Genomic DNA, 17,350 nt, shown 5'->3' on the forward strand with positions numbered 1-17,350 from the left:
ACAAGATACACTTATTACCCATCTATAGATAGTAGATATTGCTTAACTTTGGATCACATACATAATTAATACTCAACATCAAATCTCCCATCGCTATGGACTTGATTCAAGACATCATCGATAGGGCTAAGGCGAATCCTCAGCATATCGTCTTCCCTGAAGGAACCGAAGAAAGAACACTCAAAGCTGCAGACCGTCTGCTCGCAGACGGGGTCGTACGCCTCACCCTGATAGGCAATCCCAGCGAGATCCGCTCACGAGCTCAGGAGCTAGGTCTAAGCCATATCGATAAGGCTAACCTCCTTGATCCCAAGAACCATGATAAGAAGCAGCAGTACATCGACCTCCTTCTAGAGCTTCGTCGCAAGAAGGGTCTTACCGAAGAGAAGGCCGCTGTCCTCGTCGAAGATCCTCTATATCTCGGCTGTCTGATGATCAAGGCAGGGGATGCTGATGGCGAACTAGCTGGGGCGATCAATGCCACGGGAGACGTACTCCGTCCAGCGCTACAGATCGTCAAGACTACTCCTGGTATCAGCTGTGTGAGCGGTATCTTCATGATGTTCCTCCCCAATGCTGACTACGGCGACAATGGTCTCCTACTCTTCGCAGACTGCGCCGTCATGCCTAATCCTACAGCTGCCGAACTAGCACAGATCGCAGTGGCCTCAGCAGGCTCAGCTCGTGCTATCGCTGGTGTAGAGCCTCGCATCGCCATGCTTAGCTTCTCTACTAAGGGTAGTGCACAGCACGAGATGGTAGACAAGGTCGTCGAAGCTACACGCATCGCTAAGGAGATGGCTCCCGACCTACAGCTCGATGGGGAGCTCCAGCTTGATGCTGCCCTTGTCTCCAAGGTAGCAGCCCTCAAGGCTCCAGACAGCACTGTCGCAGGTAAGGCAAACGTCCTCGTCTTCCCCTCCCTCGAAGCTGGTAACATTGGCTACAAGCTCGTACAGCGACTCGCAGGGGCTGAGGCAGTAGGTCCCGTCCTACAAGGGATGGCAGCTCCTGTCAATGACCTCAGCCGTGGAGCCTCCATCGATGACATCTACAAGATGGCAGCTATCACCGCCAACCAAGCCATCGCACTCAAGGCCAATAAGGGCTAAGCTCTGTAATCCCTACTCTAAGTAACATCCTATGAAAATCCTAGTCCTCAACTGTGGCAGCTCCTCACTGAAGTTCGCCCTCATTGAGCTCCCCAACTATCAGGTCTTGACCTCTGGTAACGAAGAGCGTGTTGGCATCAATGACTCCTTCATCACCTTCCGCAACCTCGCAGGCGAGAAGGTAAAGCGTCACTACGACATCCCCAATCATACCCGTGGTGTAGAGATCATCCTCGACATCCTCAAGGAAGAGGGCTTCGTAGCCTCCTTCGATGAGATCGATGCGATCGGTCATCGACTGGTACACGGGGCAGAGCGCTTCGCTGAGAGTGTGCGTATCTCTCCCGAGGTCGTCAGCATGCTCCACGAATGTTCGCAGCTGGCTCCTCTGCACAACCCCGCCAATATCCTCGGTATCGAAGCAGTGACGAAGGTACTTCCTCAGATCCCTCAAGTAGGGGTCTTCGATACAGCCTTCCACCAGACCATGCCCGAGCATGCTTACATGTATGCCCTCCCCTATGAGTTCTACGATAAGTATCGCATCCGTCGCTATGGCTTCCATGGAACGAGCCACGACTATGTGAGTGCCAAGGGGGCAGAGCTCGCTGGTCTCGACCGCTCACAGATCAAGATCGTCACCGCCCATATCGGTAGCGGGGCTTCTATGGCTGCTGTCCTCAATGGCAAGTGTATCGATACCTCCATGGGGCTTACCCCCAGCGAGGGCCTGATCATGGGTACCCGTGCGGGCGATATCGATAGTGGAGTCATCGACTACATCCTCTCCAAGAAGGACTTTGACCCTGACTTCATCGCCCCCTATCTGAAGACTCCTACCCCAGGGAAGACACACTTCGATCCCGAAGATGTGACTTATCTCCTGACGAAGAAGAGTGGGGTCGCAGGGATCAGTACCCAAGGGCCGGATATGCGTGATGTCGATGCAGCAGCCAAGCAGGGCTCTCACCGTGACCTGCTAGCGCTCTCGATGCATGCCTACCGTGTCAAGAAGTATGTCGGTGCCTACGCTGCTGCTCTTGGTGGTCTTGATCTCCTTGTCTTCACAGCAGGGGTCGGAGAGAATCGGGCTGCCTTACGCACGGATGTATGCTCTGGGCTCGAATTCCTAGGTATCAAGCTGGATGAGCAGCTCAATAGCGAGACCTTCGGTGGTAAGAGCCAGATCATCAGTGCCCCCGATAGCCGTGTCAAGGTCGTGGTCGTAGCTACCGATGAGGAGTACATGATCGCACGAGACACCTACGATATCCTGAGCAAGTAGCTCCTACTACTTTAGGGGCATCTCCCCTTACCTACCAGCGAGGCTATGATCTCCTGTCTTCGGACACGGGAGATCATAGCCTCTTTTTGTGGGGGATGTACCCATAGTTTCGCCCCTTTCTATCTTTGCTTATCTTTGCTTCTGTATTTTATCACTTACTAAGCTGGGTAACACGATACAAGATTACTCGATATCATGACCAAGCAAGAGCTAATCAAAGAGCGGCGTAGTCAGGACTGGCGCACAGAGCTACGTAAGGCTCATCCCAACAAAGAGCGCATCCTCCAAGAGCGCACAGCAGTATCCGAGCTCCCGATCGAGGAGCGCATCACATCATTCCATGAAGAAGTCTCACTAGGCTACACACGAGAGGAGGCTATGGCCGAAGCTCGTCGCTGCCTAGACTGCCCTACACCAGGCTGTGTCGAAGGCTGTCCTGTGGGCATACACATCCCCTCGTTCATCAAGCTTATAGAGAAGGGCGAGATGCTCCAAGCTCTAGATATCATCCGTGAGACGAGTTCGCTGCCTGCCGTATGTGGGCGTGTCTGTCCTCAGGAGAAGCAGTGCGAGAGCCAGTGCATCTATACCGTCAGTCTCAAGAAGCAAGCGGTATCCATCGGCAATCTCGAGCGCTATGTCGCCGACTACGAGCGTCTGCACCGAGATCGCAGTATCAAGCCTCAGAAGTCTGCCCACCCTCAGCGTGGGCGCATCGCTGTCGTCGGGAGTGGTCCTGCAGGGCTATCCTTCGCCACCGATATGGCTAAGTGGGGCTACGATGTCACCGTCTATGAGGCAGAGAGCCAGCTCGGGGGAGTCCTTCGCTATGGGATCCCAGAGTTCTGCCTGCCGAATAGTATCATCGAGGATGAGCTGGAGAAGATGCGTGACCTAGGCGTGCACTTCGAGACGGATACGATCGTGGGGAAGACGATCACCTATGAGGACCTCAAAGCTCAAGGAATGGAGGGTATCTTCATCGCCACGGGTGTGGGAGTAGCCAACTACATGGGCATCCCAGGTGAAGACCTCAAGGGGGTCTACACCGCCAGCGAATATCTAGCTAAGTACAACCTCATGAGCCCCGAAGAGCTCGCCGCCGAGCTCCCCAGCCTTCGTGGTAAGCGTGTCGCTGTCATCGGCGGGGGGAATACCGCTATAGATGCTGTCCGTACGGCCATCCGTCTCGACTCGAAGCAAGCCGTCATCGTCTATCGCCGTAGCGAAGAGGAGATGCCCGCCCGTGCCGAAGAGATCAAGCACGCTCGTGAGGAGGGTACGGAGTTCCTCACCCTACACAATCCCGTAGAGTACCTAGGCGATGAGTCTGGACGGGTCACGGCTATGCGTCTGCAGCGCATGGAACTAGGAGAGCCTGACGAGAGCGGTAGACGTCGCCCCGTGGCGATCCCCGGTGATATCATCACCATGCCCATCGACGAGGTGGTCATCTGCATCGGCTATTCGGCCAATCCTCTAGTGGCTAACTCCATGCCTGGGCTCGAAGTCAATAAGTGGGGTAATATCATCGTAGGAGATGACAAGCAGACTTCTATGACGGATGTCTATGCTGGGGGGGATATCGTCCGTGGAGCGGCGACAGTCATCCTAGCTATGGGAGACGGACGGCGAGCAGCTACCGCCATGCATCAGAAGCTCTCTGGACGCATCGAAGAGGGAGCACTCGTGTGATGGAAGTCTCCGCCTAGAATAGGACGGCCGCTCGCTGAGGGAAGATGATGGCAAAAGCCTCTAAATTCGCCCCTCCTACCCGCCTCTAGTCAATAGAAATTCCTTAACTTTGCGATGCCTCAGCATCCGAGATACTGAGCGCATTCGGGATGTAGCACAGTTGGTAGCGCGCCACGTTCGGGACGTGGAGGTCGGAAGTTCGAGTCTTCTCATCCCGACAGAAGACCAAGGAAATAAGGTATCAGTCGCTAGGGCTGATACCTTTTCTTTTTCTCGCTACTCTTCACCTGCGAAAAGTAGCGAGAAGCTAGGGGAGATGTCTTATCTTTGCCGTAAAGAAGCAATTCAACTAATAGCATCATATCATATACTATGTTTTCAGGAATCGTAGAAGCTTGCGGGCAGGTCGTAGCCCTAGAGCGTGAAGGGGAGAATCTTCACCTCACCCTCTCTTGTCCCTTTGCTCACGAACTCAAGATCGACCAGAGTGTAGCACACAACGGAGTATGCCTCACCGTCGTAGCTCATGACGAGCATACCTACACGGTGACGGCCATCCAAGAGACACTCGACAGGTCCAACCTCGGGAAGCTCTCCATTGGGGATCGGGTCAATCTCGAGCGTAGCATGCTCCTCGGGGGTAGGCTGGATGGGCACATCGTCCAAGGGCATGTAGACATGACGGCCGTCTGTACCTCCGTCGAAGAGGCTGATGGGAGCTGGCTCTACCGCTTCGAGCATGCGACGGATGCTGCCCTAGCTCGCAAGGGCTATATCACCGTAGAGAAGGGATCGGTAGCAGTCAATGGGGTCAGCCTCACGGTCTGCAATTCGGAGAAGACCTCCTTCGGTGTGGCGATCATCCCCTACACACATGAGCACACGAACTTCAAGGATATCCGTGTGGGCTCGGTCGTGAACCTCGAGTTCGACATCGTCGGGAAGTACCTCTGCAAGATGAACGAATACACCCTCTAGCCTCTACGACACATGCGGGCTCGTACGCTACGCTTACTCCTCTGCACCCTCACCCTTGGTCTCCTCTCGGAGCTAAGGGCTGAGGGTGCTCCTCTTCTACCCACAGAGCCTCAGCTCGGAGCGGTGACGATGCGCATCGCTGGACGAAGCTCTGCGGAGCGTCCCCACTTCTATTACCTCACGCTTGGCTCCTCCGAAGAGCTCCGCCTCACCTTCGACCTCATAGCGGGCGAAGGTGCACGGCTCTGCTACCGCATCCGGCACTATGATGCCGACTGGAGTCCCTCCTCGCTCCTTCCCGTAGAGTACCTCTCGGGCTTCGATGGCGCAGAGCTAGAGCTCCCTATGCCAAGCTCAGGGACGCTCATCCCCTACGATCACTACACGCTCACGCTCCCCAATGAGCAGACCCAGCTCAAGCGATCGGGGAACTACCGCATCACCATATATGACCCTGCCTCGCCCGAGGTAGCTCTGCTCGAAGTCCCCTTCGCTGTCGTCTCCCCCACCCTCACTCTCTCCGCCAGCGTCTCGGGTGAGGCTTGGCAGGACTATCTGGGGAAGCACCAAGAGATCGACCTCAAGGTACAAGCTCCCTCGGGCTTCTCTAGTAGGCTAGACCAAGAGCTGCGTATCGTCGTCCTACAGAATGCCCGCTGGGACAATGCCGTAACCCTCACTGCCCCCTCCAGCTACATGCAGGGACGGCTGAGCTACGAAGGGCCTCGAGGAGCGCACTTCCTCGGAGGCAATACCTACTCCAAGCTCGAGCACCTCTCTGACCGCATCCGAGGACTAGGGGTAGCAGACAGCCGTCCTACGGATGAAGGCTATCAGCTCATGCTCTACCCTCAGCGAAATAGATCCCTCCTCCCCTACAGCACCGAGCAGAGCCACCAAGGGATACAGATCATCCGCTCCGACGTGAGCGCTAGCCCCGAGACTGAAGGGGACTATCACTGGGTCACCTTCACTCTCGAGAGCCCTCGCCTCAAGGGAGGACGGGTGCTCCTCGAGGGTGAGGCGTTTCGCTACCGCTCGCTCGAGGGCCGTACCCTACGCTACGACGAAGCCACCCAGAGCTACACCACAACCCTCCCCCTCAAGGTCGGCTATCAGGAGTACCAGTACCTCTTCCTTCCCGAGGGCTCATCGACCCTCCTCTCCGCCCCCACCGTCGGAGATCACTGGGAGACGAAGAACTACTACACCCTCCTCGCCTACTACCGCTCCCCCTCCGACCGAGCCGATCAGCTCCTCGGCGTGCTGGAGTTCTAGAGACCACAACTGTTCTTCATCACCCCTCTCATCAAGCGTCTAGGCCACCTCTTCGGAGCGAGCCTAGACGCTTCTCTTTCATGGAGAATGAGGGTACGAAAAACACACCCATACATGGGTCGCTTTAGAAACCCATTCATGGGGTACCGCACCGACCCATTCATGGGTCACTCGGGCGAGCTATGAAAGGGGTCTTTCAGCGAAGCAGGTTAGATACCAGCATCTAGGCATCTTAGCGGGTCAGAATTGGGCAGACTTCGGGGGCTTTAGTATCTTTGCATCCAAGATGAAGCATATACGTAACTTTTGCATAATAGCCCATATTGACCATGGGAAGAGTACGCTGGCTGACCGCCTACTCGAGACGACACAGACCGTCTCGGGGAAGGACCTTCAGGAGCAGGTACTCGACAATATGGATCTCGAGCGTGAGCGAGGGATCACCATCAAGAGCCACGCTATCCAGATGAACTACCAGCTGGATGGTGCGGACTATGTCCTGAACCTCATCGACACCCCAGGGCACGTAGACTTCTCCTACGAGGTCTCCCGCTCTATCGCCGCCTGCGAAGGGGCACTACTCATCGTCGACGCAGCTCAGGGCATCCAAGCTCAGACCATCTCCAACCTCTACATGGCTCTGGAGCATGATCTGGAGATCATCCCCGTGATCAACAAGGTAGACCTCCCAAGTGCCATGCCCGAGGAAGTCGAAGATCAGATCATCGAGCTCCTCGGCTGTAAGCGTGAAGAGATCATCCGTGCCAGTGGCAAGACGGGGCTAGGTGTCGATGACATCCTTCGTGCGATCGTCGAGCGCATCCCTGCACCTAAGGGCGATCCCGAGGCTCCTCTACAGTGCTTGATCTTTGACTCCGTCTTCAACCCCTTCCGTGGGATCATCGCCTACTTCAAGGTCGTCAATGGTCGCATACGCAAGGGCGATCATGTGAAGTTCATCGCCACAGGCAAGGAGTATGATGCTGACGAAGTCGGTGTCCTTCGCCTCGATATGGAGCCCCGCAAGGAGATCTCTACGGGTGATGTCGGCTATATCATCTCTGGGATCAAGACCAGCCGTGAGGTCAAGGTCGGTGATACCATCACACATATCGATGGGGGGGCTAAGGAAGCTATTGCGGGCTTCGAGGAGGTCAAGCCCATGGTCTTCGCAGGGCTCTACCCCATCGAGAGCGAAGACTTCGAGAACCTCCGTGCTTCACTAGAGAAGCTCCAGCTCAATGATGCCTCGCTGACCTTCCAGCCCGAGAGCTCCATCGCTCTGGGCTTTGGCTTCCGCTGTGGCTTCCTAGGTCTCCTGCACATGGAGATCATCCAGGAGCGTCTCGACCGTGAGTTTGGGATGAACGTCATCACCACTGTCCCCAACGTATCCTACAAGGTCTATGACAAGAAGGGCGAATGCAAGGAGGTACATAATCCCTCGGGACTACCCGACATCACCTCGATCGACCACATCGAAGAGCCCTACATCAGAGCTTCGGTGATCACCAATACAGCGTATATCGGCCCCATCATGACGCTCTGCCTCGGCAAGCGAGGTCAGCTGATCAAGCAGGAGTATATCTCGGGCGACCGCATCGAGATCTTCTTTGACCTCCCGCTTGGGGAGATCGTCATCGACTTCTACGACAAGCTCAAGAGTGTCTCCAAGGGCTATGCTTCCTTCGACTACCACCTCAGTGACTTCCGTCCCTCGAAGCTCGTCAAGCTCGACATCCTCCTCAATGGAGACCCCGTGGATGCGCTCTCGACACTGACGCACGTAGACAATAGTGTAGCCTTCGGTCGTCGCATGTGTGAGAAGCTTAAGGAGCTCATCCCACGCCAGCAGTTCGACATCGCTATTCAGGCGGCTATCGGGGCTAAGGTCATCGCCCGTGAGACGATCAAGGCCGTGCGCAAGGACGTGACGGCTAAGTGCTACGGGGGGGACGTATCCCGTAAGCGTAAGCTCCTCGAGAAGCAGAAGGAGGGGAAGAAGCGTATGAAGCAGATCGGTACAGTAGAGGTCCCTCAGAAGGCCTTCCTCGCTGTCCTCAAGCTCGACTAAACATCCCCCAGCCTCTATGCCGACCACCAAGCAAACCAAGCGAAGCCCTAAGAAGGCTCAGCCCGTCGTGCCTATGGAGCTCGATGGGCGCATACCCCCTCAAGCCCCAGACTTCGAGGAGGCTGTACTCGGTGCTATCCTCCTAGAGAAGGATGCCTATGCTCGTGTCAGCGAGAAGATCCGTCCTGAGACCTTCTATGTCAAGGCGCATGAGCTCATCTATACCGCCATGGTCACGCTGGCCATGGCACAGCAGCCCATCGACATGCTCACCGTCACCGAGGAGCTTCGTCGCATGGGGGTACTCGAGGAGGTAGGTGATGCTTCGTACATCGCTGGGCTCACGACCAAGGTCATGTCTACGGGTAGCCTAGAGGCACACGCAGACATCCTATACAACAAGGCCCTCAGTCGCCGTCTCATCGGTATGGCATCCTCCACGCTCAAGGGGGCCTACGATGATATCATCGACATCCAGGAGCAGATCCAGCAGGCCGAAGGCTCCCTCTTTGAGATCGCCCAGCAGAACTCTACCCGAGACTTCGTCCCCATCAATCCGCTGGTCAAGGGGGCGATCAACGAGATGCAGGTCGCAGCTAACCGTGAGGAGGGGATCAGTGGTCTTACGACAGGCTTCCCCGACATCGACCAGATGACCTCGGGCTGGCAGAACTCCGACCTCATCATCATCGCTGCTCGTCCTGCTATGGGTAAGACGGCCTTCGTCGTCTCCATGGCTAAGTACATGGCCGTAGACCATGGGATCCCCGTGGCGCTCTTCAACCTCGAAATGAGTGCCGTCCAGCTCGTCAAGCGTTTCCTCTCCAATGTCTGTGAGATCGATGGGCAGAAGATCAAGAGTGGTCGCCTCAGTGAGGAGGAATGGACAAGACTAAACAATCGTATCGGGACGCTCGAGGGCGCTCCTCTCTACATCAACGATACGCCCTCCCTCTCGGTCTTCGAGCTTCGTACCAAGGCACGTCGTCTCGTGCGTGAGCATCAGGTCAAGATCATCATCATCGACTACCTGCAGCTGATGAATGCCAGCGGGATGAGCTTCGGCAACCGTGAGCAGGAGGTCAGTACCATCTCCCGATCGCTTAAGATGCTCGCCAAGGAGCTCAACATCCCCATCATCGCCCTCTCACAGCTCAACCGTGGCGTGGAGAATCGTGTGCAGGGAGGTGATGCCAATAGCAAGCGTCCTCAGCTCTCTGACCTGCGTGAGTCGGGTGCAATCGAGCAGGATGCCGACATCGTATGCTTCATCCATCGCCCTGAGTACTACAAGATCACAGTAGACCCCGAGTCGGGCGAATCGCTCCGAGGTGTAGGCGAATTCATCATCGCCAAGCATCGTAACGGGCCCGTGGGTGATGTGCGCCTAGCCTTCAAGGCAGACTATGCCCGCTTTGCTCCCAAGGGTGAGCTCGCTCAGCTGACTCAGGAGGAGGGCAGCCCTCGTGGAGGTCGTCTCGGAAGAGCGGCTAAGGGGTTAGCTCCTCAGCCCGCTGGTGTACCCACACCTGCCGAACAGATCGATCCGCTGAGTGGTCCCATCCAGCGCAACGATCCCCCATTCTAACTTTCATACCATCAGATCACCACAATGCGATTCCTCCATCCGGACTATCAGCTCCGTGTAGAGAAGCTCCAGCAGCTCCTCAGCCGACAGGGGATAGAAGCCCTCGTCGTCACGTCCAATGTCAACCTCCTCTACCTCTCTGGGCAGGTCTTCTCTGGACTTATCTTCGTTCCCCAGACGGGGCAGGCTCAGTTCTTCATCCGTCGCCCTCAGACGGAGCCCGAGTCAGAGACCGTGCACCACATCCGCAAGATAGAGCAGCTCACCGACTACATCGATACTGCAAAGATCAGCTCTGTAGCCCTAGAGCTTGACGAGCAGAGCTATGGGGACATCCAGCGTCAGCAGAAGCTCTTCCCCGCAGCCGAGCTACACAATGCTACGGCCCTCCTTCGTGAGGCTCGCATGGTGAAGACCCCACTTGAGATCGAGCAGATACGTCAGGGTGCCCAGCATCATATCGCTACCTATGCCATGATCCCAAGCCTCTATCGTGAGGGGATGACCGACAGAGATCTACAGATCGAGATCGAGCGGGAGATGCGTCGTAGAGGATCGATCGGCCTCTTCCGTTGCTTCGGATCGGCGATGGAGATCTTCATGGGTAGCCTCCTCACGGGAGATAATGCCGGAGCACCTTCGCCCTATGACTTCGCTCTAGGAGGAGCTGGTTCAGTGGCTCTTCCCCTAGGGGCTAATGGCACTCCCCTACGCCCAGGGATGGCCGTCATGATCGACATGGCAGGGAACTACGGGGTCTATTGCTCCGATATGACCCGCACCTATTCGATCGGAGAGCTCCCTGAGGAGGCTTATCGTCTGCACGAACTAAGCCGACGGATGCATCGTGAGATCATCCAGCAGGCTGGCCCAGGTACCTCCTGCGCCACGATCTACAATGACTGCCTCACCGCTGTCAAGGAGGCTGGTGCTGAGCCGTACTTCATGGGCACGGAGCTACAGGCACAGTTCGTAGGGCATGGGCTAGGACTACAGATCAACGAACTTCCCGTCCTCATGGGACGAAGCAAAGACACGCTCCAGCCTGGGATGGTCGTAGCCTTCGAGCCTAAGTTCGTCCTCCCTCATATCGGAGCCGTAGGGATCGAGAGCACCTATCTCGTCACAGAGACGGGGATCGAGAACCTCACCCCTGCACCCGAGGAGATCATCGACCTCACCAAGCACTAAGCACGACGATGAAGCGAATAGCACTCTATGCAGGGTCGTTTGACCCTTTTACCCGAGGTCATGCCGACATCGTAGCTCGAGGTCTAGATCTCTTCGATGAGGTCATCGTCGCCATCGGCACCAATGAGTCCAAGCGTAATCTCTTCACGGCGGAGGAGCGTCTCCAGCAGATCTCTCGCTACTATGCTGATGAGCCCCGAGTACGTGTCATGACCTACACGGGACTGACTGTCTCTCTAGCGCAGGAGCTCCAAGTGCAAGCACTTCTACGTGGTGTGCGCAGTAGCACAGACATGGAGTATGAGCGTACGCTAGCGGATCTCAATCGTCATATAGCTGATATGGAGACCGTCTTGCTTCCTGCCTCCCAGCAGCTGACGCACATCAGTTCGACCGTCGTGCGTGAGCTCCTTCATTATGGAGGAGATGTATCTGCCTTCCTTCCCGAGGGCTTCTCACTAAAGGTCGATCCTGCTCACCCATCAGCCACTCAAGCCTAACCCTATGTCTGACTGGAAGAAGCGTCTCGGTGTGCTCTATAGCACGAACCCCGACTACGAGTACACGACCGAGAGCGAGGAAGAGCTCCCTACTCTAGCCCCCGAGCATCAGAAGCTACGCCTCTCCCTCTCACGCAAGCAACGTGGAGGTAAGGAGGTCACCCTAGTCACGGGCTTTGTCGGGACGACAGCCGATCTAGAGGCACTAGGCAAGACCCTACGCCAGCGCTGTGGAGTCGGCGGCTCGGCCAAGGACGGAGAGATCATCATCCAGGGCGACCAGCGTCAGAAGCTCCTCACCATCCTCCACAGCCTCGGCTACCGTCAAGCCAAGTAATCACATACCAACACCGAGACTGAGTCTTTACTTCGGTGACATACTTCTACTCGAGCCCGAGCCCCCTAGTAGCATGCTAGAGGACTCGGGCTCGCTTCATGATACCATTATATATATCCTCCCGAGCAAGCACCACACTAGAGCGACCCCACTGATCATCAGTAAGAGCTAGCACGCCCCATCATCGCCCCACCTTCAGCCCCATCATAGTTAAGAGCCATCGACGACACAAAGGGACAGAAAGGTACACTTTGGGTCTCTGCCCCCAGATCACCCCACTACCTTTGTCTCAGGGAAAAGCCAAGAACGGTGCTTCCCACTTTTTACTAACTCTAAACTTTATTGTGATCTACTATGGCACTGAAATTCAAGATCGCCAAGCGTAAGCTTTACCTTGGCAAGCGCAAGGGACAGACCGTCTACTATGCGATCCAAGAAGAACATCCACACACCAGCTGGGATGAAGTCGAAGGACGTATCACCAGCAGTACGGGGATCTCTCGTGCTGACCTACGGGCAGCCGTCATCGCTCTGCACGACATCGTCCGAGTAGAGCTCAAGGCAGGACGCTCTATTGACCTAGCTGACCTAGGGAGCTTCAAGGCCACGGCCTCAGGCAAGATGATGGATAGCTTCGCAGCTGTATCCGCTGACACGATCCAGCATGTAGGCATCCGCTTCTTCCCGAAGCAGAAGCTCCGTAGCATCTCCAAGGAACTGAGCTTCGAGGTCGAAAAGGAGGAGCATCATCCTAGCACAAAGAAGAAGACTAAGAAACCTAGCAAACCCAAGACCGAAGGGGGAGGTAACCCTCCCTCGGGAGGCGAAGGATCGGGTCATGTAGGGATCTAAGCTTCTAGCTTCGATAGCTCTCTACTCCTCATCTTCTAGGCCACTTACCTAGGGGATGAGGAGTCCTCATATAGAGCTGTCCCTACACGTATATATCTAGGGGCAAAAATCTCTCCGACAGCTAGGATAAACCTTGAGGATTAACTAACTTTACGGAGATGATTCAGAGGAGTAGCCTTCTCATCAAAGGGCTACTTCACAGCCCCAAGCAACAATCAGCTCACAAATACTACAGCCTATGGACAGCAACCTTTTCACCCCCGAGGATCTCTCTGAACTACAAGAGAGAGGGATCAGCCTCGAAGAAGCCACCCTGCAGGTCGAGGAGATCAGACGGGGCTTCCCTTACCTTGAGATCTTAGCCTCCGCCTCGCTCGAGCAAGGGATCCTCCATGTCGAGCACAGCGAGGAAGTACGCTATATGGATCTATGGGAGGAGTATCTCCTCTCGGGGAAAGCCTCTGTGTACAAGATGGTACCTGCCTCAGGTGCAGCCTCTCGCATGTTCAAGATGCTCTTTGCCTTCCTAGACGCACCCTATACGACACCAGAGAAGCCTGCCGAAGAGCTCTTCTTCAGCAAGATCAATCAGTTTGCCTTCTATGAGCGACTCAACGAAGCTTGCCTTCGCAACAACTGGAAGAGCATCCCTAAGCTCATCGCCGCTGGTGAGTACAAAGCCATCGTAGAGAACCTCCTCCTACCCAAGGGGCTAGGCTATGGAAGTAAGCCTAAGGCTCTACTCCTCTTCCACAACTACAAGGAAGGAGCTCGCACCTCAGCTGAGGAGCATCTCGTCGAGGGGGCTCTCTACGCTAAAGATCGGGAGGGAGATGTACGCCTTCACTTCACCGTATCGCCCGAGCACCGCAAGGAGTTTGAGGCGCTCGTCACCGCCCTCCAACCCAGCTATGAGGACCACTACGGGGTACGCTACGATATTAGCTTCAGTGAGCAGCTAGCCTCGACAGATACTCTAGCTCTCCGCCCTGATGGGGAGCTCTTCCGCACCGATGAGGGGCGACTCCTCTTCCGTCCTGGGGGGCACGGAGCTTTGATCCACAACCTAGGGAAGCTCCCCGCCGATGTCGTCTTCATCAAGAACATTGACAACGTCGTCCCCGACCCTTTCAAGGGCTCTACGGTGATGTACAAGAAGTTCCTCGGCGGAGTACTCATCGCCCTACGCAATCAGATCTTTGACTACCTCCGCCTCCTCGACAAGGGGAAGCCCTCACATGCTCAGATCGAGGAGATCCTCACATTCCTACACGATCAGCTCTCGATCACAGTCCCCAAGGATCTCAACAAGGAGGACGGCAGTGCGGTCGCTTGGATACAGGGCAAACTCAATCGCCCCATACGTGTCTGTGGGATGGTACGCAACGAGGGTGAGCCTGGAGGTGGGCCCTTCGTCATCCGTGAGCTCGATGGTAGTAGCTCGCTGCAGATCCTCGAGAGCTCTCAGATCAATATGAAGGAAGAGAGCCAGAGAGCCTTCTTCGAAGCTGGTGGTTACTTCAACCCCGTAGACCTCGTCTGCTCCATACGTGACTACCGAGGGCAAAACTTCGACCTCACCCAGTATGTCAATCCCAAGACAGCATTCGTCTCTCAGAAGAGCCTCAATGGTAAGGAACTCCTAGCCCTAGAGCTCCCAGGTCTGTGGAACGGAGCTATGCACGACTGGAATACAGCCTTCGTCGAAGTGCCTCTAGATACCTTCAACCCCGTGAAGGAAGTCAATGACCTCCTCCGCACAGAGCATCAAAATCCCGCATAAGACTCAGATCGTAATCACAAACATCAATATCTATGTCTACAATCAAAGAACGCTTGGCACTCCTGCGCCAAGAGATGAAGGCAAATGGCCTCTCGGCCTACATCATCACCTCGTCAGATGCCCACCTCAGTGAGTACACCCCTCTCAGATGGCAGGGACGCAAATGGATCAGTGGCTTCCTCGGATCGGCAGGGACTGCTGTCGTCACACTTGACCGAGCTGGGCTATGGACCGACTCACGCTACTTCCTACAGGCTGCAGAGCAGCTTGAGGGCTCGAGCTTTGAGCTCTTCAAGATGGGGATCCCTGGTGTACCTTCTATCGAGGCTTTCCTAGCTCAGGAGCTGCCTGCAGGCTCTGTCGTCGGAGCAGACGGCCTATGTCTATCCTTCGCTGAAGCTGATGACACTCAGCGCAAGCTTGCGAACTATGGCATCGAGTATCGCCTCACACAAGACCTGCTCGAGAAGGTATGGGCTGATCGTCCAGAGCTTCCCAAGAAGCCTCTCTTCCTCCACCCAGAGGAGTATGCAGGAGCAAGTGCCGCTGAGCGTATCGAGTCAGTACGTGCTGAGCTCCGCTCTCAAGGAGCTAATGCGACCATCATCACGATGATCGATGAGCTTGCCTGGGTCTTCAATGTCCGAGGCAATGATGTCCTCTTCAATCCCGTAGCCGTTGCCTTCGGCTATATCGGCGAGAAGGAAGCTGTGATCTTCGTCCAACCAGAGAAGGTCACCGAAGAGGTCAGAGGCTATCTAGAGAAGAATGGGGTGACGATCAAGGACTACACCGAGCTGGATAGCTTCGTATCCTCTCTGGGGGCTGATGTCCGCCTACTCGTCGATACCAAGCGTATCACCTACCACATCTATTCGCTCATCCCTGCACACTGTCGCAAGATCGAGGGAGTATCTGTCTTGACCCATCTCAAGGCAATCAAGAACGCTACCGAGCTAGCCAACCTACGCAAGGTGATGGCTCGTGATGCTGCTGCGCTGACTCGCTTCTTCAAGTGGCTTGAGGAAGCTCTAGGCCGTGGAGAGACCTTTACCGAGTATGAGCTGGGGATCAGACTCAACGAGTTCAGAGCTCAGGATAAGCTCTTCTATGGAGATAGCTTCGGCACCATCTGCGGCTACCTCGGCAATGGAGCCATCGTCCACTACAGTGCACACCCTGAGACCTCTGCTACAGTCCGAGGTGAAGGAGTCCTTCTCCTCGATAGCGGAGGACAATATCTGGATGGGACGACGGACATCACACGTACCATCTCTCTGAGTGCTCCCTCCGACAAGCTCCGCACTGACTACACCCTCGTGCTGAAGGGGCATATCCAGCTGGCTCTCGTCCAGTACCTCGAAGGGACTCGTGGTAGCCAGCTCGATATCCTCGCTCGTCATGCTCTCTGGCAGGCTGGGCTGAACTATGGTCACGGGACTGGGCATGGTGTCGGCTTCTTCCTCAATGTCCACGAAGGGCCTCAGAACATCCGTACCGAAGTCAATCCTACTCCTCTAGAGCTCGGTATGATCACGAGTAATGAGCCTGGGCTCTACCGCTCCGGCGAGTACGGGATCCGCATCGAGAATCTCGTCGTCACAGAGCTACGCGAAGAGACTGAGTTCGGTCGCTTCTTCGGCTTCGAGACCGTGACACTCTGCTACCTCGACAATGCCCTAGTCAAGAAGGAACTCCTTACCGAAGAGGAGATCGCTTGGTACAATGCTTATCAGGAACGTGTCTACCAGACCGTATCTCCCCTCCTCTCTAGCGAAGAAGCCCTCTGGCTCCGCTCTAAGACTCTCCCCCTATAGAGGGTCTATTCCCTGCTAAATGAAAATCCCCCCTTGAGCTCGATGCTCAAGGGGGGATTTTAGTTTAGATACCTCCTCGAGGGAGGATATCTAGATCAAGGGATTAGACTTGTTTAGAAGACAAACCCGATCTTGAAGCCAGCCTTCACATCCGTGGAAACACCACCATAGGAAGAGGTAGACTTAGACTCATTGACGGTAGTAGTCCCATTGCTCTGAACCATAGTCGTGGAGCTCTTCCCAACAGAAGAGGTTGTTAGACCAAGACCAGCTTCTACACCCAGATAGACGTGGGGAGCGATGTAATAGTCAGCACCCAGTAGCAGCGTACCACCAAAGACGAAGCGTGGAGCCTCCTTGACCGTTGTCGTGAGATCCTTCGTAGTGGTCTTCTTTGAGCCTGAAGCGGAGCCAATAGCAAGCTCAGCACCTACATAAGGAGAAAGGCGATCCGTACCTCCGAAGTGGTGTTCGAGACCGAGACCTAGCGAGAAGGCATTCGACTTGGTGACCTCTTCGTTCAGAGGATCAGAAACCTTCTTTGTAGCACCAGAATTGTTGATCCCCAGAGAAGCACGCAGGGCGAGGTTATCCATGAGGAAATAGCGCCCCTTGAGTGCAACTGCATTCAGGCCGAAGTTAGACTCTAGGCCAACAGGTGAGTTAGCTGAGTCGAAAATCCCATTAGCAAAGAGGGTGAAGTCAGTCGTCACTTGACCAGCAAGTGGCTTGATCTCTGACTGGGCATGCGCTGATACGAGCGCAGTAGCTGCAAGAGCTACGGTCATTAGAATCTTCTTCATTGTCAGTTGTATTTATCTGAATCTCCAAGGCGTGTTTGTCCTAGAGACGAAGCAAAG

14 protein-coding genes and 1 tRNA gene are annotated in these 17,350 nt (G+C 55.3%); 14 read left to right on the forward strand and 1 reads right to left on the reverse strand.

Annotation, left to right across the window (positions count from 1 at the left end; genetic code table 11):
* Window positions 1–95 precede the first annotated feature (95 nt).
* The 14 genes from pta to Q0336_RS04570 all read left to right on the forward strand — a co-directional run bounded on the left by pta (window position 96) and on the right by Q0336_RS04570 (window position 16,490).
* Window positions 96–1,112 carry a phosphate acetyltransferase gene (pta, locus tag Q0336_RS04505; protein ID WP_298526128.1) on the forward strand — a complete coding sequence of 339 codons (1,017 nt, stop codon included), beginning with the start codon at window positions 96–98 and terminating at the stop codon, window positions 1,110–1,112.
* A gap of 31 nt (window positions 1,113–1,143) precedes the next feature.
* Entirely contained in the window at window positions 1,144–2,397 is a 1,254-nt protein-coding gene (locus tag Q0336_RS04510) for an acetate kinase (protein WP_298526130.1), read from the forward strand.
* Between the two features lie 195 nt (window positions 2,398–2,592).
* A complete protein-coding gene (gene gltA, locus Q0336_RS04515) occupies window positions 2,593–4,092 on the forward strand; it encodes an NADPH-dependent glutamate synthase (RefSeq protein ID WP_298526133.1) in 1,500 nt (499 codons plus the stop codon).
* Window positions 4,093–4,237: 145 nt separating this feature from the next.
* A tRNA-Pro gene (locus tag Q0336_RS04520) sits at window positions 4,238–4,310 on the forward strand.
* Window positions 4,311–4,464: 154 nt separating this feature from the next.
* Complete coding sequence (locus Q0336_RS04525; RefSeq protein ID WP_298526135.1) at window positions 4,465–5,070, forward strand: riboflavin synthase; 606 nt, start codon at window positions 4,465–4,467, stop codon at window positions 5,068–5,070.
* 12 nt (window positions 5,071–5,082) lie between these two features.
* Window positions 5,083–6,348, forward strand: a complete 1,266-nt coding sequence (locus Q0336_RS04530) for a type IX secretion system plug protein domain-containing protein (RefSeq protein WP_298526137.1) — start codon at window positions 5,083–5,085, stop codon at window positions 6,346–6,348.
* A 286-nt stretch (window positions 6,349–6,634) separates the two neighbouring features.
* Window positions 6,635–8,422, forward strand: coding sequence for a translation elongation factor 4 (gene lepA, locus Q0336_RS04535; RefSeq protein ID WP_298526139.1), 1,788 nt, complete (start codon window positions 6,635–6,637; stop codon window positions 8,420–8,422).
* A gap of 16 nt (window positions 8,423–8,438) precedes the next feature.
* Window positions 8,439–10,010, forward strand: a complete 1,572-nt coding sequence (gene dnaB, locus Q0336_RS04540) for a replicative DNA helicase (RefSeq protein ID WP_298526140.1) — start codon at window positions 8,439–8,441, stop codon at window positions 10,008–10,010.
* Between the two features lie 24 nt (window positions 10,011–10,034).
* On the forward strand, window positions 10,035–11,201 hold the full coding sequence (locus Q0336_RS04545; RefSeq protein WP_298526141.1) for a Xaa-Pro peptidase family protein: 1,167 nt from the start codon (window positions 10,035–10,037) through the stop codon (window positions 11,199–11,201).
* An 8-nt stretch (window positions 11,202–11,209) separates the two neighbouring features.
* The gene (coaD, locus tag Q0336_RS04550; protein WP_298526142.1) at window positions 11,210–11,701 is read left to right on the forward strand and encodes a pantetheine-phosphate adenylyltransferase; all 492 of its coding nucleotides are present in this window, start codon (window positions 11,210–11,212) and stop codon (window positions 11,699–11,701) included.
* A 4-nt stretch (window positions 11,702–11,705) separates the two neighbouring features.
* Window positions 11,706–12,038 (forward strand): translation initiation factor, encoded by a 333-nt coding sequence (locus Q0336_RS04555; RefSeq protein WP_298526143.1) that lies wholly within the window; start codon window positions 11,706–11,708, stop codon window positions 12,036–12,038.
* Window positions 12,039–12,392: 354 nt separating this feature from the next.
* A complete protein-coding gene (locus Q0336_RS04560; protein WP_298526144.1) occupies window positions 12,393–12,890 on the forward strand; it encodes an HU family DNA-binding protein in 498 nt (165 codons plus the stop codon).
* A gap of 238 nt (window positions 12,891–13,128) precedes the next feature.
* The gene (locus tag Q0336_RS04565) at window positions 13,129–14,673 is read left to right on the forward strand and encodes a DUF4301 family protein (RefSeq protein ID WP_298526145.1); all 1,545 of its coding nucleotides are present in this window, start codon (window positions 13,129–13,131) and stop codon (window positions 14,671–14,673) included.
* A 32-nt stretch (window positions 14,674–14,705) separates the two neighbouring features.
* Window positions 14,706–16,490, forward strand: coding sequence for an aminopeptidase P family protein (locus Q0336_RS04570; RefSeq protein ID WP_298526146.1), 1,785 nt, complete (start codon window positions 14,706–14,708; stop codon window positions 16,488–16,490).
* Between the two features lie 113 nt (window positions 16,491–16,603).
* Here Q0336_RS04570 and Q0336_RS04575 read toward each other — a convergent pair whose 3' ends face one another.
* Window positions 16,604–17,293 carry an outer membrane beta-barrel protein gene (locus tag Q0336_RS04575; RefSeq protein ID WP_298526147.1) on the reverse strand — a complete coding sequence of 230 codons (690 nt, stop codon included), beginning with the start codon at window positions 17,291–17,293 and terminating at the stop codon, window positions 16,604–16,606.
* Window positions 17,294–17,350: the final 57 nt, after the last annotated feature.

Origin of the sequence: uncultured Porphyromonas sp. (assembly GCF_938039215.1) — a bacterium.
In the GTDB taxonomy this organism is placed as follows: domain Bacteria; phylum Bacteroidota; class Bacteroidia; order Bacteroidales; family Porphyromonadaceae; genus Porphyromonas.

What these genes read in the sequence shown, in the direction of transcription:
- pta (WP_298526128.1), top strand. Translation starts at nt 96, where the DNA reads ATGGACTTGATTCAAGACATCATCGATAGGGCTAAGGCGAATCCTCAG.
- Q0336_RS04510 (WP_298526130.1), top strand. Translation starts at nt 1,144, where the DNA reads ATGAAAATCCTAGTCCTCAACTGTGGCAGCTCCTCACTGAAGTTCGCC.
- gltA (WP_298526133.1), top strand. Translation starts at nt 2,593, where the DNA reads ATGACCAAGCAAGAGCTAATCAAAGAGCGGCGTAGTCAGGACTGGCGC.
- Q0336_RS04525 (WP_298526135.1), top strand. Translation starts at nt 4,465, where the DNA reads ATGTTTTCAGGAATCGTAGAAGCTTGCGGGCAGGTCGTAGCCCTAGAG.
- Q0336_RS04530 (WP_298526137.1), top strand. Translation starts at nt 5,083, where the DNA reads ATGCGGGCTCGTACGCTACGCTTACTCCTCTGCACCCTCACCCTTGGT.
- lepA (WP_298526139.1), top strand. Translation starts at nt 6,635, where the DNA reads ATGAAGCATATACGTAACTTTTGCATAATAGCCCATATTGACCATGGG.
- dnaB (WP_298526140.1), top strand. Translation starts at nt 8,439, where the DNA reads ATGCCGACCACCAAGCAAACCAAGCGAAGCCCTAAGAAGGCTCAGCCC.
- Q0336_RS04545 (WP_298526141.1), top strand. Translation starts at nt 10,035, where the DNA reads ATGCGATTCCTCCATCCGGACTATCAGCTCCGTGTAGAGAAGCTCCAG.
- coaD (WP_298526142.1), top strand. Translation starts at nt 11,210, where the DNA reads ATGAAGCGAATAGCACTCTATGCAGGGTCGTTTGACCCTTTTACCCGA.
- Q0336_RS04555 (WP_298526143.1), top strand. Translation starts at nt 11,706, where the DNA reads ATGTCTGACTGGAAGAAGCGTCTCGGTGTGCTCTATAGCACGAACCCC.
- Q0336_RS04560 (WP_298526144.1), top strand. Translation starts at nt 12,393, where the DNA reads ATGGCACTGAAATTCAAGATCGCCAAGCGTAAGCTTTACCTTGGCAAG.
- Q0336_RS04565 (WP_298526145.1), top strand. Translation starts at nt 13,129, where the DNA reads ATGGACAGCAACCTTTTCACCCCCGAGGATCTCTCTGAACTACAAGAG.
- Q0336_RS04570 (WP_298526146.1), top strand. Translation starts at nt 14,706, where the DNA reads ATGTCTACAATCAAAGAACGCTTGGCACTCCTGCGCCAAGAGATGAAG.
- Q0336_RS04575 (WP_298526147.1), bottom strand. Translation starts at nt 17,293, where the DNA reads ATGAAGAAGATTCTAATGACCGTAGCTCTTGCAGCTACTGCGCTCGTA.